Origin of the sequence: Dietzia sp. 2505 (assembly GCF_040546785.1) — a bacterium.
GTDB lineage: Bacteria > Actinomycetota > Actinomycetes > Mycobacteriales > Mycobacteriaceae > Dietzia.
Map to the genome: position 1 here is coordinate 610158 of NZ_JBEPON010000002.1, position 21445 is coordinate 631602.

Consider the following 21445-nt stretch of genomic DNA (forward strand, 5'->3'; position numbering starts at 1 on the left):
CTGTGAGCACACGTAGGAGCGGACGCGTCCCGGCGGACGAGAGGTCCGTCGTCTCGACCGTTCGAGGCCTCCCGGCCTGGTCGGCGGTCCTCCTCGCGGTGGCCGTCACCCTCACCGGCGTGGCGATCGATTCACTCTCCGGGGGCCTCGGCACCGGCTTCACGGTGGGCTACTTCCTCGGGTGCCTCATCGCGGTGCTGGCGGTGTCCCGCCGGGCGCTGTTCGTCGCCGGCATCCAACCGCCGCTCATCATGTCGGTGCTCGTCCCGCTGGCCTCGGTGATCGCCGGAGCGGGACTGACCGCGGCGGCCTTCTCCCGTTCCCAGATGATCTCGTTGGTGCTGCCGCTGGCGACCAGGTTCCCGCTGATGCTCACAACCACGCTGGTCGTGGTCGCGATCGCACTGATCAGGGCGTTCGTCCTCGAACCCCGTAGCGCCCGCCCGGTGGCCGTCCGACGCCAGCGGGCGGCCCCGGCGCACGCCCGCCGCTGACGCTCCGGCGGATCAGACCTTCTTGGGAACCCGCAGTTCGCGGGGCAGCGAGAACGTGATGGTCTCCTGGGCGGTCCGCACCGAGGAGACGTCGTTGAAACCGTGGTCGGCCAACAGGTCCACCACACCTCGGACCAGCAACTCCGGCACCGAGGCGCCCGAGGTCACCCCCACCGTGGACACGCCCTCGAACCAGGTCGTGTCGATCTCCTTGGCGTAGTCCACCAGGTGCGCGTCGCGCGCGCCGGCCTGCAGGGCCACCTCGACGAGGCGGACCGAGTTGGACGAGTTCTGGGAGCCCACCACGATCACCAGGTCGCACTGCGGCGCCATGGTCTTGACCGCGACCTGCCGGTTCTGGGTGGCGTAGCAGATGTCGTCCGACGGCGGATCGATCAGCGTCGGGTACTTCTCCTTGAGCCGCCGCACCGTCTCCATGGTCTCGTCCACGCTGAGCGTGGTCTGCGAGAGCCAGATCAGCTTCTCGGTGTCGACGGGGATGTCGAGGGCGTCGACGGACTCTGGGCCGTCGACCAGGGTCACCACATCGGGGGCCTCGCCCGCGGTCCCCTCGACCTCCTCGTGGCCCTCGTGGCCGACCAGGAGGATCAGGTAGCCCTCCCGGGCGAAGCGCTTGACCTCGGTGTGGACCTTGGTCACGAGCGGGCAGGTGGCGTCGAAGGTGTTCAGCTCCAGCTGCAGGGCGCTCTCGCGGACGGCCGGCGAGACCCCGTGGGCGGAGAACACCAGGTTCGACCCGTGCGGGACCTCATCGGTCTCGTCGACGAAGATCACGCCCTGGTCGGTGAAGGATTCCACGACGTGCTTGTTGTGGACGATCTCCTTGCGGACGTACAGCGGGGCACCGTGCTTGGCCAGGGCCTTCTCGACCGTCTCGACTGCCCGGTCGACGCCGGCGCAATAGCCACGCGGTTCCGCGAGGAGCACTCGCTTGGTTGCCGGTTCGGCGATCATGTCGGTCTGCTCGGTCATGTCACCAGGGTACGGTTCATACTGGATTCCGACCATCACGCCTCCTTCACGCCCCCCGGCAGAGAGGTTCACATGCTCCGTCCCTTCTTCCTCACCCGTGTCTCCATCGGGGTCGCCGCCTCCGCGGTGGAGCTCGCCGTCGAGCTCCCCGGTCGCGCGGTCCAGGCAGCAGTCTCGCTGCCCGCGGTCCCCGTGAAGGTCGCCGGCAGCCTGGTGCAGTCGTACCTCCACGCCGGCCAGACCGTCGCCGGTCTCGCGGTCAAGGGCGATCGGGTGATAGCGACGGTGTTCCCCACCCGGTCGGACAAGCCGGAGTGGGCGACCTTCGACGAGGACCTCGACGACGAGGCCGGTCCCACGGGGGGCCCGGGCGGGGACCGCGGTCCCGGCGACGACGAACCCGACGTCCCGACCGGCCGCGTCACCCCACGCACCACGTGACCGCCGGATCGACGAGGTCCCCCAGCAGCCCCGAACAGCCGTGGCCCGTCCGGGTGGTCTCGGACCAGATCGCCAACTGGATCCACCGACTCGGCGCCGTCTGGGTCGAGGGGCAGATCACCCAGCTCAGCCTGCGCCCGGGCACCCGGACGGCGTTCCTCACCCTGCGCGACCCCTCGGTGGACAATTCGCTGACCCTCACCTGCCCGCCCCGCCTCATCTCCGAGGCGCCGGTGCCGGTCACCGAGGGCAGCCGGGTCGTGGTCCGGGGAACGCCCCGCTTCTACACCGGTCGTGGATCGTTCTCGCTGCAGGTCTCCGAAATTCGTCCGGTCGGCATCGGCGAGCTCCTCGCGCGCATCGAGAGGCTGAAGCAGGCCCTGGCGGCAGAGGGGCTGTTCGACCCGCGCCTCAAGCGCCCGCTGCCGTTCCTCCCGACCTGTGTCGGACTGGTGACCGGCCGCGCGAGTGCGGCCGAGCGCGACGTGGTCGAGGTGTCCCGTGGTCGGTGGCCCGACGTGCGGTTCGCCATCCGCAACACCGCGGTCCAGGGACCATCAGCAGTGCCGCAGATCCTGGAGGCGTTGGCGGAGCTCGACGCCGACCCGGTCGTCGACGTGATCATCCTGGCCCGCGGCGGGGGCTCGGTCGAGGATCTGCTCCCGTTCTCCGACGAAGCCCTGGTGCGGGCGATCTCGAGATGCCGCACGCCCGTGGTCAGCGCGATCGGACACGAGCCGGACTCGCCGCTCTCCGATCTGGTCGCCGACCTCCGCGCGGCCACCCCCACCGACGCCGCCAAGCGCGTGGTCCCGGACGTCGCCGAGGAGCGTCGCCGGATCGTCGAGGCCCGCGCCCGGACCGCGCGCGCCCTGCGCGGATGGGTCGAACGGGAGCGCGGGCAGCTCACGGCGATCCGCTCCCGCCCGGTGATGGCCAATCCTTACGGGATCGTGGACTCACGGGCCGAGGTGGTGGCCGAGGCGCTCCGGGTGGCCCGGCGGGACATCACCCGGATCGTCCAGACCGAGTCCACGTCCCTCGGCCATCTCGCGGCGCGGCTGACCACGCTCGGACCGGCGGCCACCCTGGCGCGCGGGTACGCGGTGGTCCAGTCCGTCGCCGGGGACCACGACGGCCGGGTGGTCTCCTCGATCGCGCACGCCCCGCCCGGGTCGCAGCTGCGCATCCGGGTGTCGGACGGAGCACTTTCCGCCGCCGTCCTCGGCTCCACCCCCGCCGCGGGACGGAACGCGGCCCCCACCGCCACACCCGACTCAGCCACACCCGACTCAGCCACGCCCGACTCAGCCACGCCCGAGCCCGCGACACCCGAGGAGCAGTCCTGATGTCCGACGAGCAGACCCCCGTCTCCCAGCTCGGCTACGAGGAGGCCCGCGACGAGCTGATCGAGGTGGTCCGCATCCTCGAGGCCGGCGGCCAGGACCTGGACGCGTCCCTGGCGCTCTGGGAGCGGGGCGAGGAGCTCGCCGCGCGGTGCACGGAGCACCTGGACGGTGCACGGGACCGGATCGATGCGGTGTTGGGCGACGACGACGCCGTCGGCCGCACGTAGGAGGCCACCTCCCCGAGCGCCGTGCGGGCGGTGCCCGGCCCGGCGACGGTCGACCCGCTGACTACCGGCTGCTCGGGAGCGGTTCGGCGTCCTGGACGGCCGCGGCCAGCTCCTCGAAGTCCGAGGTGGTGGCCGACCCGGTCACCGCCACGCGGACGTCGTCCAGGTCCAGCACCCACACCGGACGGACGTCGTCACCGGTGTACACGGTCCACTCCCGCCCGGTCACCGGGACAATGGTCCGGTTCGGTCGCGGTCCGCCGTTCAGTGACCGGAACGCCTCCTCGGGGGCGTCGGACTGGACCAGTTCGACGAAGCTCCGCTCCCCCGTCACCCAGCCGACGTGGCTCGAGGTGGTGTCGGCGAAGCTCTCGACCCGCCCCGAGTTCGAGGTCCACCCCTCCGGGACGTCCGGGGACCGGACCGGGAAGCCCAGGCTGCGGGCGTCCTGGCGCAGGGAGGCCTCGGCGTTGAACTCCGGAATGGCGCCCTGCTGTGGCCCGGACGGGCTGAAGGTGCACTGGCCCGCGACACCGGCGAAGATCCCGACGATCGCCATGAGCACCACCACCGACCAGAACATGTCGCGGTTGCCCTGCAGGATTCTCGGTTTCGGCTCGGCCACGGCGTCCAGTATCCCACCCACCCGGGGCATGTCGGGCGCCTGGCCCCCGGCGGGCGTCGGGAGGTGCAACAATGAGCGCCGACACCCCATCGTGCGGCGAGTGGCCACGTCTGTTCGCGCGCAGCTATCCGAGGAGCCCGACGCCACATGTCAGACGCCCTACGCCCCGACCGTAACCTCGCCATGGAGCTCGTCCGAGTCACCGAGGCCGCCGCGCTCGCGGCCGGCCGGTGGGTGGGCCGGGGCGACAAGCTCGGGGGTGACGGCGCGGCCGTGGACGCCATGCGCGAGCTCATCGGCACCGTCGACATGGACGGCGTCGTGGTGATCGGTGAGGGTGAGAAGGACGAGGCGCCGATGCTGTTCAACGGCGAGAAGGTCGGCACCGGGCACGGTCCCGCGGTCGACGTGGCCGTGGACCCGATCGACGGGACGCGCCTCATGGCCGAGGGCCGGCCCAACTCCATCGCCGTCATCGCGGTCGCCGAACGTGGGGCGATGTTCGATCCCTCCGCGGTGTTCTACATGCGCAAGATCGCGGTGGGGCCGGACGCGGTCGGTCACATCGACCTGTCCAAGTCCACGGAGTGGAACATCCTGTCCGTGGCCAAGGCCAAGAACATCGACGTCGGGGACATGACGGTCTGTGTCCTCGACCGCCCGCGGCACGCCGAACTCATCGCGGAGATCCGCGCGGCCGGGGCCAAGGTCCGGCTGATCATGGACGGGGACGTGGCCGGCGGCGTCGCCGCCGCCTCGGACGACAGCTCGGTGGACATCCTCATGGGGATCGGCGGCACCCCGGAGGGGATCATCACCGCCTGCGCCATGAAGTGCATGGGCGGGGAGATCCAGGGCCAGCTCTGGCCGCAGGACGACGCCGAGCGTCAGAAGGCCGTGGACGCCGGCCTCGACGTCGATGCGTTCCTCGGCACCGACGACCTGGTCAAGGGCGACAACTGCTTCTTCGCGGCGACCGGTATCACCAACGGCGACATGGTCCGTGGTGTCAGCTACCGCTCGAACGGCGCCGTCACCAGGTCGCTGGTCATGCGGTCGAAGTCGGGCACGGTCCGGCACGTCGAGGCCCGCCACCGCATGGAGAAGCTCCGCGAGTTCTCGGCGGTCGACTACGGGCAGGGGACGCGCGAGGGCTGACCCCACCCGGGCCCGCCGCCCACCAGAGAGGCTGCACGGCGCGGCGTGCCCGCCTACTCTGACCATATGGCTGACCAGAGTGGATTCCGTATCGAGCACGACACCATGGGCGAGGTCCGGGTACCCGTCGACGCGCTCTGGCGGGCCCAGACGCAGCGGGCGGTGGAGAACTTCCCGGTCTCGGGCAGCGGGCTCGAGCGCGCACAGATCCGTGCGCTCGGCCTTCTCAAGTCCGCCTGCGCGACCGTCAACGGCCGTCTGGGTCTCCTCGAGAAGGCCAAGGTCGACGCCATCGTGGCCGCGGCCGGACGGATCGCGGAGGGCGAGGTCGACGACCACTTCCCCGTCGACGTGTTCCAGACCGGTTCCGGAACCAGCTCGAACATGAACGCCAACGAGGTCATCGCCTCCCTGTGCGCGGCCGAGGGTGTCACGGTCCACCCGAACGACGACGTCAACATGTCGCAGTCCTCCAACGACACCTTCCCCACCGCCACGCATGTCGCCGCGACGGAGATGGCGCTGACCGAGCTCGTCCCCGCGCTGGGTGTGCTGGCCGGGTCGTTCGAGCGCAAGTCCGTCGAGTGGCGGGACGTGGTCAAGTCCGGCCGCACCCATCTCATGGACGCGGTGCCCGTGACCCTGGGTCAGGAGTTCGGGGGGTACGCACGCCAGATCCGGGCCGGGGCCGAGCGCGTGTGCGCCACCCTGCCCCGGGTGGGCGAGCTCCCGATCGGCGGCACCGCGGCGGGCACCGGTCTCAACGCGCCGGACGGTTTCGGCTCCGCGGTGGTCGAGGAACTGCGCTCACTCACGGGACTCGAGGAGCTGCGCCTGGCGGAGGACCCGTTCGAGGCGCAGTCCGCGCGCGACGGTCTCGTGGAGCTCTCCGGTGCGCTGCGCACGGTCGCCGTCTCGCTCACCAAGATCGCGAACGACGTCCGCTGGATGGGGTCCGGTCCCATGACGGGGTTGTCCGAGATCCATCTGCCGGACCTGCAGCCCGGGTCGTCGATCATGCCCGGAAAGGTCAACCCCGTACTGTGCGAGACCATCTCCCAGGTCGCCGCCCAGGTCGTGGGCAACGACGCGGCCGTGGCCTGGGCCGGCGCGACCGGGGCCTTCGAGCTCAACACCGCGATCCCGGTGATGGCCCGCAACGTCCTGGAGTCCGCCCGGATCCTCACCACGTCCACGACCCTGTTCGCCGAGCGCTGCATCGACGGGATCGAGCCCGACGTCGAGCGGATGCGCCGGTACGCCGAGTCCTCGCCCTCGATCGTCACCCCGCTCAACTCGGCGATCGGCTACGAGGAGGCCGCCCGGGTGGCCAAGCACGCCCTGGCGGAGGGGATGACGATCCGCGAGGCCGTGATCGCTCTGGGATTCGTGCCCGACCCGCTGAGCGAGGACGAGCTGGACCGCCGCCTCGACGTGTTGGGGATGACGGGCCTCGACCGCGAGCGCTGACCCCGGACGCGTCCTCCCGCACGGGGCCGACGAGACCCGGGGAGGATCAGAGCGCTGCGTGCCCGGACCGGACACGCAGCGCACCGATGCTCACCCGCTGGTCATGCCGCGTTGATCCGGCGCAGCTCCCCCGGCTCGGCGTCCGGGTGGAACTCCTCGAGCATCGTGGTGACCAGCTCGGCGATCGCCGAGCGCTCCGAGCGGTTGAGGGTGACGTGCGCGAACAGCGGATGCCCCTTGAGCTTCTCCACCACGGCCTGGATCCCGTCGTGACGGCCGACCCGGAGGTTGTCCCGCTGGGCCACGTCGTGGGTGAGCACAACGCGCGAGCCCGTGCCCAGCCTGGAGAGCACCGTGAGCAGGACGTTACGCTCGAGTGACTGCGCCTCGTCGACGATCACGAACGAGTCGTGCAGGCTCCGGCCGCGGATGTGGGTCAGCGGCAGCACCTCCAGGATCTCCCGGTCCATCACCTCGTCGATCACGTTCTCGCTGACCAGGCCCTCGAGGGTGTCGAACACCGCCTGGGACCACGGCGACATCTTCTCCGTCTCGCTCCCCGGCAGGTAGCCGAGTTCCTGCCCGCCCACGGCGTAGAGGGGCCGGAACACCACGATCTTGCGGTGGCGTCGACGTTCGAGGACGGACTCGAGCCCCGCGCACAGGGCGAGCGCGGACTTCCCCGTCCCCGCCCGGCCACCGAGGGAGACGATCCCGATCGACTCGTCCAGCAGGCAGTCGATCGCGATGCGCTGCTCCGCCGACCGGCCGCGCAGGCCGAACACCTCGATGTCACCGCGGACGAGCTTGAGTCCGCCGCCGTCGGTGACGCGGGCCAGCGCCGACGACGACTCGGTCTGGACCCGGATCCCGCAGTGGACCGGTGTCCCGCCGTCCAGACCGGCCGCCCGGGCCGCGAGGGGCGAGGCCCCGCCGTCGGAGAACAGGGTGTCCACGAGGTCCTGGGTGGCGGGCAGGTTCGCGACCCCGCTGTAGCCGGTCAGCACCACGTCCTGGGCGTGGTACTCGTCGGCGGGCAGGCCCACGGAGCCCGCCTTGACCCGCAGGGGCACGTCCTTGGAGACCAGGACGGTGTCGAGGCCCTCCGCGCGGAGGTTGAGCGCGCACGCGAGGATCCGGGAGTCCTCCCCGGTGTTCCGGAACCCGGCGGGCAGGATCGCCTGGTCGGTGTGGTTGAGCTCGACCCGCAGGGTTCCCCCCTGGTCGGTGATGGGCAGATCGCCGTCGAGCCGTCCGTGGCGAAGGCGCAGGTCCTCGAGCAGTCGGAGCGCCTCGCGGGCGAAGTAGCCCAGCTCGGGGTGGTGTCGCTTGCCCTCCAACTCCCCGATCACCGCGATGGGCAGCACCACACGGTGCTCGGCGAAGCGGGTGACGGCCCACGGATCAGAGAGCAGAACCGAGGTGTCGAGGACGTAGGTGCGTACGGTGTCGGTCACGGCGGACTCCTGGCCCGCGGCACCCGCGGGCGAGCTGGGGGTGGACCGGTCGGCCCAGGTCACCTGAAGGTGACGGGGCCGGGTGCCGGCCCCCTCCCGATCGAGTGGATCGATCATCGGCTGGGACCTCCCGACGGTCGGCTTCCCCACCGACCGTTGTGACCCACGCTACGCCCGAATCACACGAGTGTGAGTTAACTCATCGTGAATTCGTGAAGCTCCTCGATCGGTCGGAACGGAGACCGGGTCACGGCACCCTCTCGAACGCGGCGGCCAGGCCCTGTCCGCCGCCCAGGCACATCGTCTCCAGCGCGAGCCGGCCCTGCCGGCGGGCGAGCTCGCGGGCCATCGTGGTGAGGATGCGGGTCCCCGTGGCTCCGACGGGGTGGCCGAGCGAGATCCCCGAGCCGTGCACGTTGAGCCGCTCGCGGTCGGCCGCCGTGAAGCCGAACCCACCCTCCCACTCCCGCAGGCACGCCAGGACCTGGGCGGCGAAGGCCTCGTTGAGTTCGATCAGGTCGAAGTCCGCCAGGCGTAGGTCGAGCTTCCCGAGCAACTCGGCGGTGGCGGAGACGGGACCGATCCCCATCCGGGCGGGATGAACCCCGGTCACCGCCCACCCCAGTGGCCTGACGTAGGCGCGCAGCCCGAGGCTCTCCGCGCGCTCGCGGGTGGTCACGACGCACACCGCGGCGCCGTCGTTCTCCCCGCTGGCGTTGCCGGCGGTCACGGTCGCGTCGGGGTCGACCCGGGAGCGCACGGGGCGCAGCGCGGCGAGTGATGTCGCGGTGACGCCCCGTCGGGGGTGCTCGTCGGTGTCGACGACGACGACGTCGTCTCCCCGGCCCCGGGGGACCCGCACCGGCACGATCTCCTCGTCGAAGACCCGCGCGTCCTGTGCGGCGATCGCCCGACGCTGGCTCTCGGCCGCCAGCTCGTCCTGCTCGGCCCGGGAGATCGCGTACTCGGCGCGGAGGATCTCGGCGGTCTCGAGCATGCCCCCGGGGATCGGGTGGTCACGGCCGCCCGACGTCACCCGGCCCCGCGCGATGCGGTCGACGAACTCCAAGCGGTCACCGCGGACACCGCCGCGCAGGCCGAGCGAGTAGAACTCGCTGTTCGACATCGACTCCGCCCCGCCCGCGATCACCACCTCACTCGCGCCCACCGCCACCTGCATCGCGGCGTTGAGCACGGCCTGCAATCCGGATCCGCACCGTCGGTCGATCTGGATCCCAGGGGTGCGGATGTCCAGTCCGGCGTCGAGCGCGGCCACGCGGCCCAGAGCGGGAGCCTCGCCGTTCGGGTAGCACTGGCCCAGGATCACGTCGTCGACGTCGGTGGCGGACAGACCGGTGCGGTCGACCAGTCCGGAGATCGCGGCCGCGGCCAGATCGGCGGCCGCGAGCGGAGCGAGGGCGCCGTGGCGGCGACCTACCGCGGTGCGCACGGGATCGCAGACCACGATGTCGGCGAGCGCCCGGGTCATGCGGGAACTCATCGACTCACTCCACCATCATCCGGACGGTCTCGGCGACGACCGCCGGACGGTCGGAGCCCTCGACCTCCACGGTCACCAGACTGCCTAGCTGGACCCCGGAGGACCTGCGCTGGAGCGAGGTGAGTTCGATCCCCGCCCGGATGCGCGATCCCACCGGGACCGGTGCCGGGAACCGGACCTTGTCGACGCCGTAGTTGATCATCATCCGGAACCCCCGGATCTCCATCACCTCCGCGCCCAGCACCGGTAGCAGGGAGAGGGTCAGGTACCCGTGGGCGATGGTGGCGCCGTAGGGCCCCTGCGCCGCGCGGACCGGGTCGACGTGGATCCACTGGTGGTCACCGGTCGCGTCGGCGAACGCGTCGATGCGTTCCTGGGTGATCTCCATCCAGTCGCTGTAGCCCACGTGCGTGCCGATCTCGGCCTCGAGCTGCTCCAGCCCCTCGAACACCCTCATGACAGTCCTCCTCGCTGCACCAGTTGCGATGCGATGACGTTGCGTTGGATCTCGTTGGTCCCCTCGCCCACGATCATGAGCGGGGCGTCGCGGAAGTACCGCTCCACGTCGTACTCCGTGGAGTACCCGTAGCCGCCGTGGATCCGGACCGCGTCGAGCGCGATCTCCATGCCGACCTCGGAGGCGAAGAGCTTGGCCATCCCCGCCTCCATGTCGCAGCGCTCACCGGCCTCGGAGCGCTCGGCGGCGTGGAGAGTGAGTTGACGGGCGGCCGAGAGCTTGGTGGCCATGTCCGCCAGACGATGTCCGATCGCCTGGTGCTTCCAGATCGGCTGCCCGAACGATTCCCGCTGCTGCGCGTAGGCGAGCGAATCCTCGAGGGCGGCGGCCGCCACCCCGAGGGCGCGGCCGGCCACCTGGATCCGTCCGGTCTCCAGGCCCTTCATCATCTGGGCGAAGCCGCGTCCGGGCTCGCCGCCGAGCACCTGGGTGGCGGGCGTGCGATAGCCGTCGAAGGCCAGCTCACACGTCTCGACGCCCTTGTAGCCGAGCTTGGACAGATCCCTCGAGACGGTCAGCCCTGGGCCGTGCTCGACCAGGACGATCGAGATCCCCCTGTGCGCGGGCGTCGCCGACGGGTCCGTCTTGCAGAGCAGGGCGATGAGGCCGGAGCGGCGCGCGTTCGAGATCCAGGTCTTGGCCCCGGTGATCACCAGATCGTCGCCGTCGGATGTCGCGACGGTGCCCATGGCCTGGAGGTCCGACCCCCCGCCCGGCTCCGTGAGGGCCATGGTCGCCCGCACCTCACCCGTGGCCATCGTCGGGAGGTAGGTGGCCTTCTGCTCCTCGGTCCCGAACTCGGTGAGGAGCTTGGCCACCACCGTGTGCCCGCCCATGGCGCCCGCGAGGGACATCCATCCGCGGGCGAGCTCCTCGGTGACGCGCACGTAGCAGGGCATCGAGACCGGCATCCCGCCGTACTCCTCGGGGACGGCCAGGCCGTAGATCCCGATTCGCTTCATCTGCTCGATCCAGCGTTCCGGGTAGGAGTCCGCGTGCTCCATCTCGCGCACGGACGGCTTGACCTCGCGGTCGATGAACCGGCGCACGGTCGCGACGAGATCGGCCTCGTCCTGGTTCAAATCCGGCACCGGTGACACCTCGTCGTCGTCTCGACCCTCCGGTCAGGCGGGCTACGGACATCATCGTCGCAACCCACCGACCAATAGTCAATAATCATGCGCATGGTTTGCCTAGGATCTCGGATATGGACACTCGCGACGCCCGGCCCGTCGGCGGACCCTACTTCGACCAGCTGGCGGTGGGTCAGGTCGTCGATGACGCCCCGTCCGTCACCCTGACCGACGGTCTCGCCGCCGCACACCAGGCGATCCTCGGCGACCGACTGCGACTCCCCCTGGACCGCCACCTCGCCCACGCCGTCACCGGCGGCACGGTGGCCCACCCCGGCCTGGTGGTCGGCGTGGCGATCGGTCAGTCCACCGTCGTCACCCAGCGCGTGAGGGCCAACCTCTTCTACCGCGGCCTGCGTCTGCTCACCGCACCGCGGATCGGTGACACCCTGGCCACCCGGACGGAGGTCGTGGGGCTCAAGACCAACAGCCACTCACCCGGCCGCGCCCCCACCGGGCTCGCCGCGCTCCGCATCACCACCACCGACCAGGACGGACGGACCGTCCTGGACTTCCACCGATGCGCCATGCTGCCTCTGGCTCCGGACGTCGACCCGGCGTCGTGCGCCCACGCCGACGACCTGGCGACAGTCGGGACCCCCACCACCCGGCCGTGGGCGACCCCCGAAGGCTGGGACCTGGCCGCCTACCGCGCCGCGGTCCCCGGGGCCGGCGATCCCCTGCCCGCCGAGGGCACCGTCCTGCGCCCGGGCGCCGACGTGGTCTCGAGCGCACCGGAGCTGGCCCGGCTCACCCTGAACATCGCACAGACCCACCACGACGCCCGCGTCTCGGGCGCCGGCCGGCTGGTCTACGGCGGCCACACCATCGGGCTCGCGCTGTCGCAGGCCACCCGGGCGCTGCCGACGATGCTCACCGTGCTCGGCTGGCACTCCTGCGACCACGTGGGTCCGGTCCGCGAGGGCGACACCCTGAGCAGCGAGCTCGTGGTGGGGGCAGCGGTCGACCTCCCGGACGGGGGGACGGCTCTCGATCTCCGGTCGCTCGTCACCGCTCACCGGTCGGACGGTGACGCTCCGGTCCTGGACTGGTCGTACACCGTACTCATGCCGGGGAGCCCGGATCGGGGATAATGGTTGTCATGAGTTCAGAAGGCGGCACGCGGCCGGGGGTGGGCCGCCCCAAGAAGACGGCGCTCCTGGTGGCCCAACAGATCGTCGAGGACATCTCCCGCCGCGGCAACACCGTCGGGGACCGCCTGCCCCCGGAACACCTCATGCTCGAGCAGTACGGGGTCGGTCGTGGGACGCTCCGGGAATCCCTGCGCTACCTGGAACTGCAGGGCGTCCTCACGCTCAAGCCCGGCCCGGGTGGCGGGCCGATCGTGCAGCAGCCGGACGGGGGGACGCTGGCCGCCACATTGAGCCTTCTCCTGCAGTTCGAGAACGCCCCGTTCTCCACGATCATGGAGGCCCGCACGGCGTTGGAGCCCACCATCGCCCGTCTGGCCACCTCGCGGATCGACGACGCCGGACTGGCCGGGCTCGCCGAGAACCTCCGCCTGACAAGGGAGCAGATGGGCGAGCAGGCCGCGTTCTCGGCGCACTCCGAGCGCTTCCACGAGCTGATCGCCTGGAGTTCCGGGAACGCGCTCTTCGGCTACCTCTTCGATGCGCTGAGCGGCCTGATCGCCGGCGCCTCGATGGGCATCACCTACCCCAGGCGGCAGCGCGAGTTGACCTGCGACATCCATGACGAGATCTACGCCGCCATCGCCGACCGGGACGGCGACTCCGCGTCCCGGCTGATGTCGGTCCACATCCACGAGCACACCACGTACCTGGAGAAGCGGTTCCACAACGCACTCGCGAGGCCCATCCGGTGGGACCTCGACGGCTGAGCCGGATCGCAGCGCCGTCCCCGTCCGCGGCGCGTCAGATGTGGCGACCGCCGGTGATCTCCAGGACCGTACCTGTCATGTAACTCGACATGTCGCTGGCCAGGAACAGCACGACCTGCGCGACCTCGGAGGGCTCGCCGGCCCGGCCCATGGGGATCTCGGCCATCTTCTCGTCCCACACGTGCTGCGGCATCGCCAGGGTCATCGCGGTGCGGATGAGCCCCGGCTGGATCGCGTTGACGCGCACGTTCTTGAAGGCGACCTCTTTGGCGGCGGCCTTGGTCAGTCCGACGATCCCCGCCTTGGCGGCGGAGTAGTTGGTCTGGCCCTTCAACCCGACCTTGCCGGAGATGGAGGAGACGTTGACGATCGCCCCTCCCCCGTGTTCCCGCATCCGCCCGGCGGCCGCGCGGGTGCCGTTCCATGTCCCCTTGAGGTGGATCGCGATGATGTCGTCGAACTGCTCCTCGGTCATCGTGCGCATCGTGGCGTCGCGGGTGACACCGGCGTTGTTCACGAACACCCCGAGTGGCCCGAACGCCTCCTCGGCCACGTCGATCAGGTGGTCGATCGCCGCCCCGTCACGCACGTCGCAGTTCACATAGCGGGCGGCGTCCTCGCCGCCCAACCCGGCGACCGCGGCCGCGGCCGCCTCGTCGTCGATGTCCCCGATCACGACGCGCGCCCCGCTGTCGATGAACGTCCGCGCGATCTCCAACCCGATCCCGCGCGCGGCTCCGGTGACGACCGCGGTCCTACCCTCAAGAAGTCCCATGACGTGTGTCCTCTCCTCGTGCCCCCCCGGCCAGTTCGGCCAGGATCGCGTCGGTGTGTCGGCCCAGTGCGGGCACGGGCCCCATCGGTAGCTCTACGTCTGCGTAGGTGATCGGCGGGAGCAGACCGCGGACGGGTCCGGCCGGGGTGTCGACCTCGCGCCACCGGTCCCGCGCCTCGAGCTGCGGGTGGTGGACCAGTCCGGCGACGTCGTTGAGCCGGGCCGCCGGGACACCGGCGTCGTCGAGTCGCTCGGCCAGCTCCGCCGAGTCGTATCCCCTGGTCAGGGACCCGATCAGCGTGTCCACCTCGGCCCTGCGCGCCACGCGGGCGATGTTGGTCGCGTACCGCTCGTCGTCGACGAGATCCGGCCGGTCCAACACGTCGCGGACCAGCGCCGCCCACCCACGGTCGTTCTGCACCCCGATGAGCACCTGTCCGTCCCTGGTGGGGAAGGCGTCGTACGGGCAGATCGAGGCGTGCGACAGACCCATGCGCCCGACCTGCCGGTCCGCGTACATCCGGATGTACATGGGGTGGCCCATCCACTCGGCCGTCGCCTCGAACATCGACACCTCGATCGTGGCACCGCGCCCGGTCCGCTCCCGACGGAACAACGCCGACTGGACCGCCGAGAGGGCATACATCCCGGTCGCGATGTCGGAGACGGGGACGCCGGTCTTGGTGGCGGTCTCGGGGGTGCCGGTGATCGAGCACAGTCCCGACTCGGCCTGGACGAGCATGTCGTAGGCCTTGCGGCCGGAGTACGGTCCCGCGTCGCCGTACCCGGAGAGGGTGACCACGACGAGCTCGTCTTTCCGCGACCGGAGCGCGGCGGCTCCGAGACCCAACCGGTCCATCGCCCCGGGCGCCAGGTTGCTCAGAACCACGTCCGCGCGGTCGGCCAGCTCGAGCGCGATCCGCCGCCCGTCGTCGGAGGCCAGATCGAGTTCGATCGACTCCTTGCCCCTGTTGAGCCAGACGAAGTGCGAGGCCAGGCCGTGGACGGTGTCGTCGTAGGACCTGGCGAAGTCACCCTCCCCCGGCCGCTCGATCTTGATGACGCGGGCGCCGAGGTCCGCGAGGTGTCGGGTGGCCAGCGGGCCGGCGACGGCCTGCTCGACCGCCACGACCGTGATCCCCTTGTAAGGGAGCGGCCCGTCTGCCGTCATCGCGCGGAGGCTTCGCGTGTCGCACCGCGCATGAGGCCGCCACCGATGATCAACCTCTGGATCTCGCTCGTCCCCTCGTAGAGGCGCAGCAGGCGGATGTCCCGGTAGATCCGCTCGACCACGACGCCCCGCATGTACCCGGTGCCGCCGTGGATCTGGACGGCCAGGTCGGCGACCTTGCCCGCCATCTCCGTGCAGTAGAGCTTCGCGACGGACGGGGCGATGCGGCGGTCATCTCCCGAGACGTACTTGGCCGCGACCTCCCGCACCAGGGCCTGTCCGGCCATCACCCCGACCTGCTGATCGGCGATCATGGCCTGGACCAGCTGGAAGTCGCCAATGGCCGTCCCCCCCTGCGTGGTGGTGGCCGCATGGGCCAGCGACTCGTCGAGCGCCCTCTTCGCCGACCCCACGGCGACGGCGGCGATGTGCACGCGCCCGCGGGCCAGGGACGTCATCGCCGCGCGGTACCCGGCGTCCTCGTCTCCCCCCACCAGAGCCGAGGCGGGGACCCGGACACCACTGAAACCCACCTCGGACGTCGGGGCACCCTCCTGTCCCATCTTGCGGTCCTTCGGCCCCACCGTGACCCCGGGTGCGTCGGCGGGCACGAGGAACACCGCGATCCCCGGGCCGCCGGCGTCGACGGGGCGGGTCCGGGCGAACACCACGAACAGGTCCGCCACCGGGGCGTTGGTGATGAAGCGCTTGGTGCCGTCGATGACCCAGTCCCCGCCGTCCCGGACGGCCCTGGTCGCCAGCCCGGCGGGATTGGACCCCGCACCGTCCTCGGTCAGGGCGAAGGACGCGATCACCTCGCCGGACGCGATCCGCTCCAGCCACTCCGCCTTCTGATCGTCGGTGCCGAAGTTCACCAGGACCTGCCCGGCGATCCCGTTGTTGGTGCCGAACAGCGACCGCATGGCCAGGCTCGTGTACCCGAACTCCATCGCCAGCTCGACGTCCTGGGTCAGGTCCAACCCGAGGCCACCCCACTGCTGCGGGATCGCGTATCCGAACATCCCCATCTCAGCCAGCCCGGCCCGGATGTCGTCCGGGACGGCATCGGCGTCGGCGATCTCCCGCTCCCGGGGCATCACCACGGTCCGGATGTAGTGGCGGGTCGTGGCGAGGATGGCCGCGAAGTCCTCCGGGTCCACCTCGGAGCCCACCGAGTTCGCCTGCTCGCTCATGACTGTGTCCTCTGTCGTCCGTGGTGACCCTCGCGGAACCGCGATCCGGTGAAGTATGCTTCAAACTATTATCATCAATTACGGAGCGGGGCAACAGTCGCCGCCGGACCCCCGGGAGCCACCGATGGCCGAATCCAGCGAGTCGCGACCCCTTGACGGCATCCGCGTGGTCGAACTCTCCAGCTTCGTCGCCTCTCCCCTGTGCGGGCTCACGCTCGCCCAGCTCGGCGCCGAGGTCATCCGGGTCGACCCGGTGGGCGGCGCGGCGGACGTCCACCGCTGGCCGCTCGCCCCGGGCGGGACCTCGATCTACTGGACCGGTCTCAACAGGGGCAAATCCTCGGTGACCCTCGACCTCCGTTCCGACGAGGGCCGGCAGTCGTTCCGGGACCTCGTCACCGCGCCCGGGGAGGGTTCGGGCATCCTCGTGACCAACTCGGGGGGCCGGGAGTGGATGAGCCATGAGCGGCTGGCCGCGGCCCGTCCCGATGTGATCACCCTCGAACTGCTCGGGCGTCGCGACGGCCGCCCCGGCGTCGACTACACCGTCAACGCCGCCCTCGGGTTCCCCGCGATCACCGGGCAGGACGGCGAGGCCGGCGGTGGGCAGGTGGTCAACCACGCACTGCCGGCCTGGGACGTCGCCGCGGGCCTCCACGCGGCGCTGGCGGTGGTCTCCGCCGTCCGCGAGCGCGAGAGGACCGGCCGGGGCCGACGGATCGTGCTCCCGCTGGACGACGTCGCCCTGGCCACCGCCGGCGCGCTGGGTTACCTCACCGAACCGCAGGTCGACGGCTCGTCTAGGCCCGCCGTCGGCAACTACGTCTACGGCACCTTCGGGAAGGACTTCACCACCGCCGATGGGGGCCGTGTGATGGTGGTCGCCCTGACCACCAGGCATTTCCACGACCTGGCGCGGCTGACCGGCACCCGGGACGCCGTCGACGCCCTCGAATCGGCCACCGGCGCCGACTTCGGCACCGAGGCCGACAGGTACTCCTACCGGGAGGTCCTGTCCGCCCTGTTCGCCCGGTGGTTCTCCGCCCACACCACAGCGGAGGTCACGCGGGCGCTGGAGGACTCGGTGGTGCTGCACGAGAGGTACCGCACGTTTGACCAGGTGGTGGCGGAGGGCGATCTGGAGGCCAACCCGCTGTTCTCTCCACTGGACCAGCCGGGGATCGGCGCGTACCTCGCGGCCGCGCACCCCGCGACCTTCGGCGGCCGGCATCTGGCCACCGGTCCCGCGCCGGGCCTCGGGGCCGACACCGATCGCCTCACCACCGTGCACCCCACAACCGAGCACCCCACCACCCGGGAGACCTGAGGCATGACCCACAAACCCTCCGCCCGCGACGGTGTCCCCGTGTACCTCACGGAGGAACGGCTCGCGATCCGCGATCTGGCCCGCGAGTTCACCGCCCGGGAGGTCCTGCCCGTCGCGAACCGCCTCGACCCGGAGAAGGGGGACATCCCCGACGAACTCCGACAGAAGATGGCCGACATGGGTTTCTTCGGCATCATGATCGGCGAGGAGCACGGCGGGCTCGGCCTGGGCGTGTTCGAGTACTGCCTGGTCGCCGAGGAGCTCGCCCGGGGGTGGCTGTCGGTCTCCGGCCTCCTCGCCCGCGGCAACGGGATGGGCGGCGGGTTCACCCCCGATCAGGAGGCGCGCCTGCTCCCCCGCGTCGCCCGCGGCGAGTGGCTGGGCGCCTACGCCCTGTCGGAGGCGGAGGCGGGCTCCGACGTCGCCAACATCTCCTGCCGAGCCGCCCGCGACGGCGACGAGTGGGTGGTGACCGGCACCAAGATGTGGTGCACCTACGCCGACCAGGCGGACTACCTAGTGCTGTTCGCCCGCACCGACCCGGACCGGGACCCGGACAAGCCCCACCGCGGGATCTCCGCCTTCCTGGTGGAGAAGGACCGCGGTGGGTTCCCCACGGGCATCACCGGCACCCCCGTCCGCAAGATCGGATACTTCGGCTGGCAGACCTGGGAGCTGTCCTTCGACGACGTCCGTCTGCCCGCCTCGGCGCTCCTCGGCGAGGAGGGTAGGGGCTTCTACCTGGCGGTCTCCGGCCTGGAGGTCGGTCGCGCCCACACCGCCGCCCGCGCGATCGGTCTGGCCCGCGCCGCGCTGGAGGACTCGATCGCCTATGTCGCCACCCGCGAACAGTTCGGCCGACCGATCGGCGAGTTCCAGTACCTTCGCTTCGAGATCGCCAAGATGGCCGCGGACATCGAAGCCGCGCGTCAGCTCATGTACTCGGTGGCCACGGCCATCGACTCCGGGCGCCGCTGCTCGCTCGAGGCCGCCATGTGCAAGCTCGTGGCCACCGAGATGGCCGAGCGGGTGACCTCCCAGGGCGTCCAGATCCACGGCGGGGCCGGGTACACGACCGACTTCCAGGTGGAGCGGCACTGGCGCGACGCCAGGCTGACCCGCATCTTCGAGGGCACCAGCGAGATCCAGATGCGGATCATCTCGGACGAACTCCTCGGCCGCGACCACTGAGTACAGTCGCCACCATGAAGGCTGCGGTGTGCGTGGACACGGAATCCCCCCTGGTGCTCGAGGACATCCCGATCCCCGAACCCCGGGAGGGTGAGGTCCTGATCCACAACACGGCCTGCGGCGTGTGCCACACCGACCTCCACGTGATGAAGGGCGAGGTGGGGTTCCCACTCCCCGGGGTCCTGGGGCACGAGGTCTCCGGAGTCGTCGCCGAGGTCGGCCGTGGCGTGACGGCGGTCCGCCCGGGCGACCGGGTGGTGGGATCGTTCATCATGCCGTGCGGATGGTGCGAGAACTGCGCCCGCGGGATGGAGGACCTCTGCGCCACCTTCTTCGAGTACAACCGCCTGCGCGGGACCCTGTACGACGGCGAGACCAGGCTTCACCGCGCGAACGGAGAACCGCTGTCCATGTACTCCATGGGCGGCCTGGCGGAGTACAGCGTCACGCCCGCCACCGCGGTGTTCGCGCTCCCCGAGGAGCTGGATCTGGCGGATTCGGCGATCCTGGGCTGCTCGCTGTTCACCGCCTACGGTGCCGTGCGGAACGTCGGGGATGTCCGGACCGGTGAGTCGGTGGCGGTCGTGGCCGTGGGCGGCGTCGGGCAGAACATCGTCCAGCTGGCCGCGGTGAGTGGCGCCGAATCCGTCATCGCCATCGACGTGGACGAGGAGAAGCTCGCCCTGGCGCGGCGCATGGGCGCCACTCACACGATCAATTCGCGTGAGGTCGATGTGACCGAGGCGGTCATGGAGATCACCGGGGGCAGGGGCGTCGACGCCGCCTTCGAGGCCCTGGGGTCGGCCGCCACCACCCGCCAGGCCACGGACATCACGCGGGAGGGCGGCAGGGTCGTCGTGGTGGGCATCCCGCCCGCCGGAACGGTGCTGGACGTCGACCTCGCGCGGGTCGTCCGCCGCAAGATCCAGATCAAGGGGTCCTACGGCGCCCGCGCGCGCCAGGACGTGCCCGCGCTGATCCGGCTGCTCGCCGCGGGGAGACTCGACCTGAGCAGTGTGATCTCCCGGCGTGTGGGCCTCGAGGAGGCACCGGAGACCTACCAGGCCCTCGACCGCGGTGAGGTCCTGGGCCGAGCCGTCGTGCTCACCGGCGGCTGATCAGCCCCGCACTCGGCGGCACCCCGTCGATCATGCGGCATCCGCTCCAGCGCCCGCCGTTCCCCGCCCATCCACCTCATCGAGAAGAGCGTTCCGCGCACTCTCACTCGGCCGATACGTGCGAAACGCTCTTGGCGACGCGAGAACACCGCGACCCCGGACCTCCGTGACGGAGACCGGGGCCGCGGGGGGACGAGGCAGGGTCAGATCAGAAGCGGAGACGGATCAGAAGCGGAGTCGGATCAGAGCAGTTCGATGATCGTGGCGTTGGCCTGGCCGCCGCCCTCGCACATCGTCTGCAGGCCGTACCTGATGCCGTTCGCTTTCATGTGGTGGACCATGTCCGTCATGATGCGGGCCCCGGAGCCGCCGAGCGGGTGGCCGAGGGCGATCGCGCCGCCGTTGGGATTGAGCTTGGCGGGGTCGGCGCCGGTCTCGGCGAGCCACGCCATCGGCACGGAGGCGAACGCCTCGTTGACCTCGAACACCCCGATGTCGTCGATCGTCAGACCGGAGCGCTCGAGAGCCTTGGCCGTGGCCGGGATCGGGGCGGTGAGCATGATGACCGGATCATCGCCGGCGAGCGTGGCGGTGTGGACACGCGCGATCGGCGTGCAGCCGTACCTGGCGGCCGCCTCCTCGCTCATCACCAGGATCGCGGCGGACCCGTCCGAGATTTGAGAGGCGTTGCCGGCGTGGATCACGCCGTCGGACTTGAACGGGGTCTTGAGCCCGGCCAGCCCCTCGACGGTGCTGCCGCGGCGGATCCCCTGGTCGGCGTCGAAGACCCCGTCAGGAGTGGTCACCGAGACGATGTGCCCGGCGAAGAACCCGGCGTCCTGCGCGGCGGCGGCCTTCTCGTGCGAGGCCACGGCGAACTCGTCGAGCTGGGTGCGGGACAGCCCCCACCGCTCGGCGATCATCTCGGCGCCGACACCCTGGTTGGGCATGGTGCCGTCGTAGCGGCCCAGGAAGTCCTGCCCGTACGGGATCCCCTCGCCGGTGATCGAGCTGCCCATCGGCTGACGTGTCATGGACTCGACGCCGCCGGCCACCACCACGTCGTGGTAACCGGACTCGACCACCGCGACGGCGAAGCTCAGCGCCTGCTGCGACGAGCCGCACTGGCGGTCGATGGTCACGCCGGTGACCGTCTCGGGCCACCCCGCCGAGAGCACCGCGGTGCGCGCGATGTCCCCGGTCTGCTCGCCGGCCTGGGTCACGCACCCCCAGATCACGTCCTCGACGATCCCCGGATCGACCCCGGCCCGCTCGACGAGCGCGTTCAGGACCCTGCCCGACAGATCGGCCGGATGCACCCCGGCCAGTCCACCCTTGCGCTTGCCCACCGCGCTGCGCACGGCCTCCACGATCACTGCACCCATGTGCGTGTCCCTCTCTCGAACGGTGAGTATCCGGTCTCGTCCGACCGGGTCTTGTCAGT

Annotated in this window: 21 protein-coding genes; 11 read left to right on the forward strand and 10 right to left on the reverse strand. The window is 70.9% G+C overall.

From position 1 onward, the window contains the following. Positions 1-2: 2 nt before the first annotated feature. Positions 3-494 (forward strand): DUF6542 domain-containing protein, encoded by a 492-nt coding sequence (locus ABIE38_RS06555; protein WP_354054634.1) that lies wholly within the window; start codon positions 3-5, stop codon positions 492-494. Positions 495-506: 12 nt separating this feature from the next. On the opposite strand, the gene ABIE38_RS06560 is transcribed toward ABIE38_RS06555, so the two are convergent. Continuing rightward, on the reverse strand, positions 507-1487 hold the full coding sequence (locus ABIE38_RS06560) for a 4-hydroxy-3-methylbut-2-enyl diphosphate reductase (protein WP_354054636.1): 981 nt from the start codon (positions 1485-1487) through the stop codon (positions 507-509). A gap of 72 nt (positions 1488-1559) precedes the next feature. Here ABIE38_RS06560 and ABIE38_RS06565 point away from each other — a divergent pair, with 72 nt between their 5' ends. Genes ABIE38_RS06565 through ABIE38_RS06575 form a run of 3 tightly spaced genes read left to right on the forward strand, consistent with a single transcriptional unit; the run spans position 1560 to position 3504 of the window. Beyond that, the gene (locus ABIE38_RS06565; protein ID WP_354054638.1) at positions 1560-1928 is read left to right on the forward strand and encodes a hypothetical protein; all 369 of its coding nucleotides are present in this window, start codon (positions 1560-1562) and stop codon (positions 1926-1928) included. Next, on the forward strand, positions 1925-3277 hold the full coding sequence (gene xseA, locus ABIE38_RS06570) for an exodeoxyribonuclease VII large subunit (protein ID WP_354054640.1): 1353 nt from the start codon (positions 1925-1927) through the stop codon (positions 3275-3277). The genes ABIE38_RS06565 and xseA overlap by 4 nt, the downstream gene beginning before the upstream one ends. Further along, on the forward strand, positions 3277-3504 hold the full coding sequence (locus ABIE38_RS06575; RefSeq protein ID WP_354054642.1) for an exodeoxyribonuclease VII small subunit: 228 nt from the start codon (positions 3277-3279) through the stop codon (positions 3502-3504). Before xseA ends, ABIE38_RS06575 begins: the two co-directional genes overlap by 1 nt. Positions 3505-3565: 61 nt before the next feature. Here the strand turns inward: ABIE38_RS06575 and ABIE38_RS06580 are convergent, their stop codons facing one another. Further along, positions 3566-4129 carry a DUF4245 domain-containing protein gene (locus ABIE38_RS06580; protein ID WP_354054643.1) on the reverse strand — a complete coding sequence of 188 codons (564 nt, stop codon included), beginning with the start codon at positions 4127-4129 and terminating at the stop codon, positions 3566-3568. A 147-nt stretch (positions 4130-4276) separates the two neighbouring features. On the opposite strand from ABIE38_RS06580, the gene glpX reads away from it, so the two are divergent. Then, positions 4277-5287: a class II fructose-bisphosphatase gene (glpX, locus tag ABIE38_RS06585; RefSeq protein WP_354054644.1), complete on the forward strand. Its 1011-nt coding sequence runs from the start codon at positions 4277-4279 to the stop codon at positions 5285-5287. A gap of 66 nt (positions 5288-5353) precedes the next feature. Next, positions 5354-6757, forward strand: coding sequence for a class II fumarate hydratase (locus ABIE38_RS06590; protein ID WP_354054645.1), 1404 nt, complete (start codon positions 5354-5356; stop codon positions 6755-6757). A 101-nt stretch (positions 6758-6858) separates the two neighbouring features. Here ABIE38_RS06590 and phoH2 read toward each other — a convergent pair whose 3' ends face one another. From phoH2 to ABIE38_RS06610, 4 genes are all read right to left on the reverse strand, one after another. Further along, complete coding sequence (gene phoH2 / locus ABIE38_RS06595) at positions 6859-8214, reverse strand: RNA 5'-3' helicase PhoH2 (protein WP_354054646.1); 1356 nt, start codon at positions 8212-8214, stop codon at positions 6859-6861. 247 nt (positions 8215-8461) lie between these two features. Beyond that, positions 8462-9715 (reverse strand): acetyl-CoA C-acetyltransferase, encoded by a 1254-nt coding sequence (locus tag ABIE38_RS06600; protein WP_354054648.1) that lies wholly within the window; start codon positions 9713-9715, stop codon positions 8462-8464. Positions 9716-9719: 4 nt separating this feature from the next. Continuing rightward, positions 9720-10172 carry a MaoC family dehydratase gene (locus tag ABIE38_RS06605; RefSeq protein ID WP_354054649.1) on the reverse strand — a complete coding sequence of 151 codons (453 nt, stop codon included), beginning with the start codon at positions 10170-10172 and terminating at the stop codon, positions 9720-9722. Continuing rightward, the gene (locus ABIE38_RS06610; RefSeq protein ID WP_354054651.1) at positions 10169-11323 is read right to left on the reverse strand and encodes an acyl-CoA dehydrogenase family protein; all 1155 of its coding nucleotides are present in this window, start codon (positions 11321-11323) and stop codon (positions 10169-10171) included. Before ABIE38_RS06610 ends, ABIE38_RS06605 begins: the two co-directional genes overlap by 4 nt. Before the next feature lie 116 nt (positions 11324-11439). Here ABIE38_RS06610 and ABIE38_RS06615 point away from each other — a divergent pair, with 116 nt between their 5' ends. Then, a complete protein-coding gene (locus ABIE38_RS06615; RefSeq protein WP_354054653.1) occupies positions 11440-12459 on the forward strand; it encodes a MaoC family dehydratase in 1020 nt (339 codons plus the stop codon). An 8-nt stretch (positions 12460-12467) separates the two neighbouring features. Further along, positions 12468-13226 (forward strand): FadR/GntR family transcriptional regulator, encoded by a 759-nt coding sequence (locus ABIE38_RS06620; protein WP_354054655.1) that lies wholly within the window; start codon positions 12468-12470, stop codon positions 13224-13226. 34 nt (positions 13227-13260) lie between these two features. Here ABIE38_RS06620 and fabG read toward each other — a convergent pair whose 3' ends face one another. Genes fabG through ABIE38_RS06635 form a run of 3 tightly spaced genes read right to left on the reverse strand, consistent with a single transcriptional unit; the run spans position 13261 to position 16365 of the window. Further along, positions 13261-14001, reverse strand: coding sequence for a 3-oxoacyl-ACP reductase FabG (gene fabG / locus ABIE38_RS06625; protein ID WP_354054656.1), 741 nt, complete (start codon positions 13999-14001; stop codon positions 13261-13263). Beyond that, positions 13988-15172: a CaiB/BaiF CoA transferase family protein gene (locus ABIE38_RS06630; protein WP_354054658.1), complete on the reverse strand. Its 1185-nt coding sequence runs from the start codon at positions 15170-15172 to the stop codon at positions 13988-13990. The genes fabG and ABIE38_RS06630 overlap by 14 nt, the downstream gene beginning before the upstream one ends. Then, the gene (locus tag ABIE38_RS06635; protein WP_354054660.1) at positions 15169-16365 is read right to left on the reverse strand and encodes an acyl-CoA dehydrogenase family protein; all 1197 of its coding nucleotides are present in this window, start codon (positions 16363-16365) and stop codon (positions 15169-15171) included. The genes ABIE38_RS06630 and ABIE38_RS06635 overlap by 4 nt, the downstream gene beginning before the upstream one ends. Positions 16366-16489: 124 nt before the next feature. On the opposite strand from ABIE38_RS06635, the gene ABIE38_RS06640 reads away from it, so the two are divergent. Genes ABIE38_RS06640 through ABIE38_RS06650 form a run of 3 tightly spaced genes read left to right on the forward strand, consistent with a single transcriptional unit; the run spans position 16490 to position 20001 of the window. After that, a complete protein-coding gene (locus ABIE38_RS06640) occupies positions 16490-17692 on the forward strand; it encodes a CoA transferase (protein WP_354054661.1) in 1203 nt (400 codons plus the stop codon). A gap of 3 nt (positions 17693-17695) precedes the next feature. After that, a complete protein-coding gene (locus tag ABIE38_RS06645) occupies positions 17696-18883 on the forward strand; it encodes an acyl-CoA dehydrogenase family protein (protein ID WP_354054662.1) in 1188 nt (395 codons plus the stop codon). Positions 18884-18897: 14 nt separating this feature from the next. Beyond that, on the forward strand, positions 18898-20001 hold the full coding sequence (locus tag ABIE38_RS06650; protein ID WP_354054663.1) for a zinc-binding dehydrogenase: 1104 nt from the start codon (positions 18898-18900) through the stop codon (positions 19999-20001). 242 nt (positions 20002-20243) lie between these two features. On the opposite strand, the gene ABIE38_RS06655 is transcribed toward ABIE38_RS06650, so the two are convergent. Further along, positions 20244-21386 carry a thiolase family protein gene (locus tag ABIE38_RS06655; RefSeq protein ID WP_354054664.1) on the reverse strand — a complete coding sequence of 381 codons (1143 nt, stop codon included), beginning with the start codon at positions 21384-21386 and terminating at the stop codon, positions 20244-20246. Between the last annotated feature and the right edge of the window lie 59 nt (positions 21387-21445).

Excerpts from the sequence above, each read along its gene's own strand:
- ABIE38_RS06560 (WP_354054636.1), bottom strand. The coding sequence starts at position 1,487 with ATGACCGAGCAGACCGACATGATCGCCGAACCGGCAACCAAGCGAGTG.
- ABIE38_RS06565 (WP_354054638.1), top strand. The coding sequence starts at position 1,560 with ATGCTCCGTCCCTTCTTCCTCACCCGTGTCTCCATCGGGGTCGCCGCC.
- ABIE38_RS06575 (WP_354054642.1), top strand. The coding sequence starts at position 3,277 with ATGTCCGACGAGCAGACCCCCGTCTCCCAGCTCGGCTACGAGGAGGCC.
- glpX (WP_354054644.1), top strand. The coding sequence starts at position 4,277 with ATGTCAGACGCCCTACGCCCCGACCGTAACCTCGCCATGGAGCTCGTC.
- ABIE38_RS06590 (WP_354054645.1), top strand. The coding sequence starts at position 5,354 with ATGGCTGACCAGAGTGGATTCCGTATCGAGCACGACACCATGGGCGAG.
- ABIE38_RS06600 (WP_354054648.1), bottom strand. The coding sequence starts at position 9,715 with ATGAGTTCCCGCATGACCCGGGCGCTCGCCGACATCGTGGTCTGCGAT.
- ABIE38_RS06605 (WP_354054649.1), bottom strand. The coding sequence starts at position 10,172 with ATGAGGGTGTTCGAGGGGCTGGAGCAGCTCGAGGCCGAGATCGGCACG.
- ABIE38_RS06615 (WP_354054653.1), top strand. The coding sequence starts at position 11,440 with ATGGACACTCGCGACGCCCGGCCCGTCGGCGGACCCTACTTCGACCAG.
- ABIE38_RS06620 (WP_354054655.1), top strand. The coding sequence starts at position 12,468 with ATGAGTTCAGAAGGCGGCACGCGGCCGGGGGTGGGCCGCCCCAAGAAG.
- fabG (WP_354054656.1), bottom strand. The coding sequence starts at position 14,001 with ATGGGACTTCTTGAGGGTAGGACCGCGGTCGTCACCGGAGCCGCGCGC.
- ABIE38_RS06630 (WP_354054658.1), bottom strand. The coding sequence starts at position 15,172 with ATGACGGCAGACGGGCCGCTCCCTTACAAGGGGATCACGGTCGTGGCG.
- ABIE38_RS06635 (WP_354054660.1), bottom strand. The coding sequence starts at position 16,365 with ATGAGCGAGCAGGCGAACTCGGTGGGCTCCGAGGTGGACCCGGAGGAC.
- ABIE38_RS06640 (WP_354054661.1), top strand. The coding sequence starts at position 16,490 with ATGGCCGAATCCAGCGAGTCGCGACCCCTTGACGGCATCCGCGTGGTC.
- ABIE38_RS06645 (WP_354054662.1), top strand. The coding sequence starts at position 17,696 with ATGACCCACAAACCCTCCGCCCGCGACGGTGTCCCCGTGTACCTCACG.
- ABIE38_RS06650 (WP_354054663.1), top strand. The coding sequence starts at position 18,898 with ATGAAGGCTGCGGTGTGCGTGGACACGGAATCCCCCCTGGTGCTCGAG.
- ABIE38_RS06655 (WP_354054664.1), bottom strand. The coding sequence starts at position 21,386 with ATGGGTGCAGTGATCGTGGAGGCCGTGCGCAGCGCGGTGGGCAAGCGC.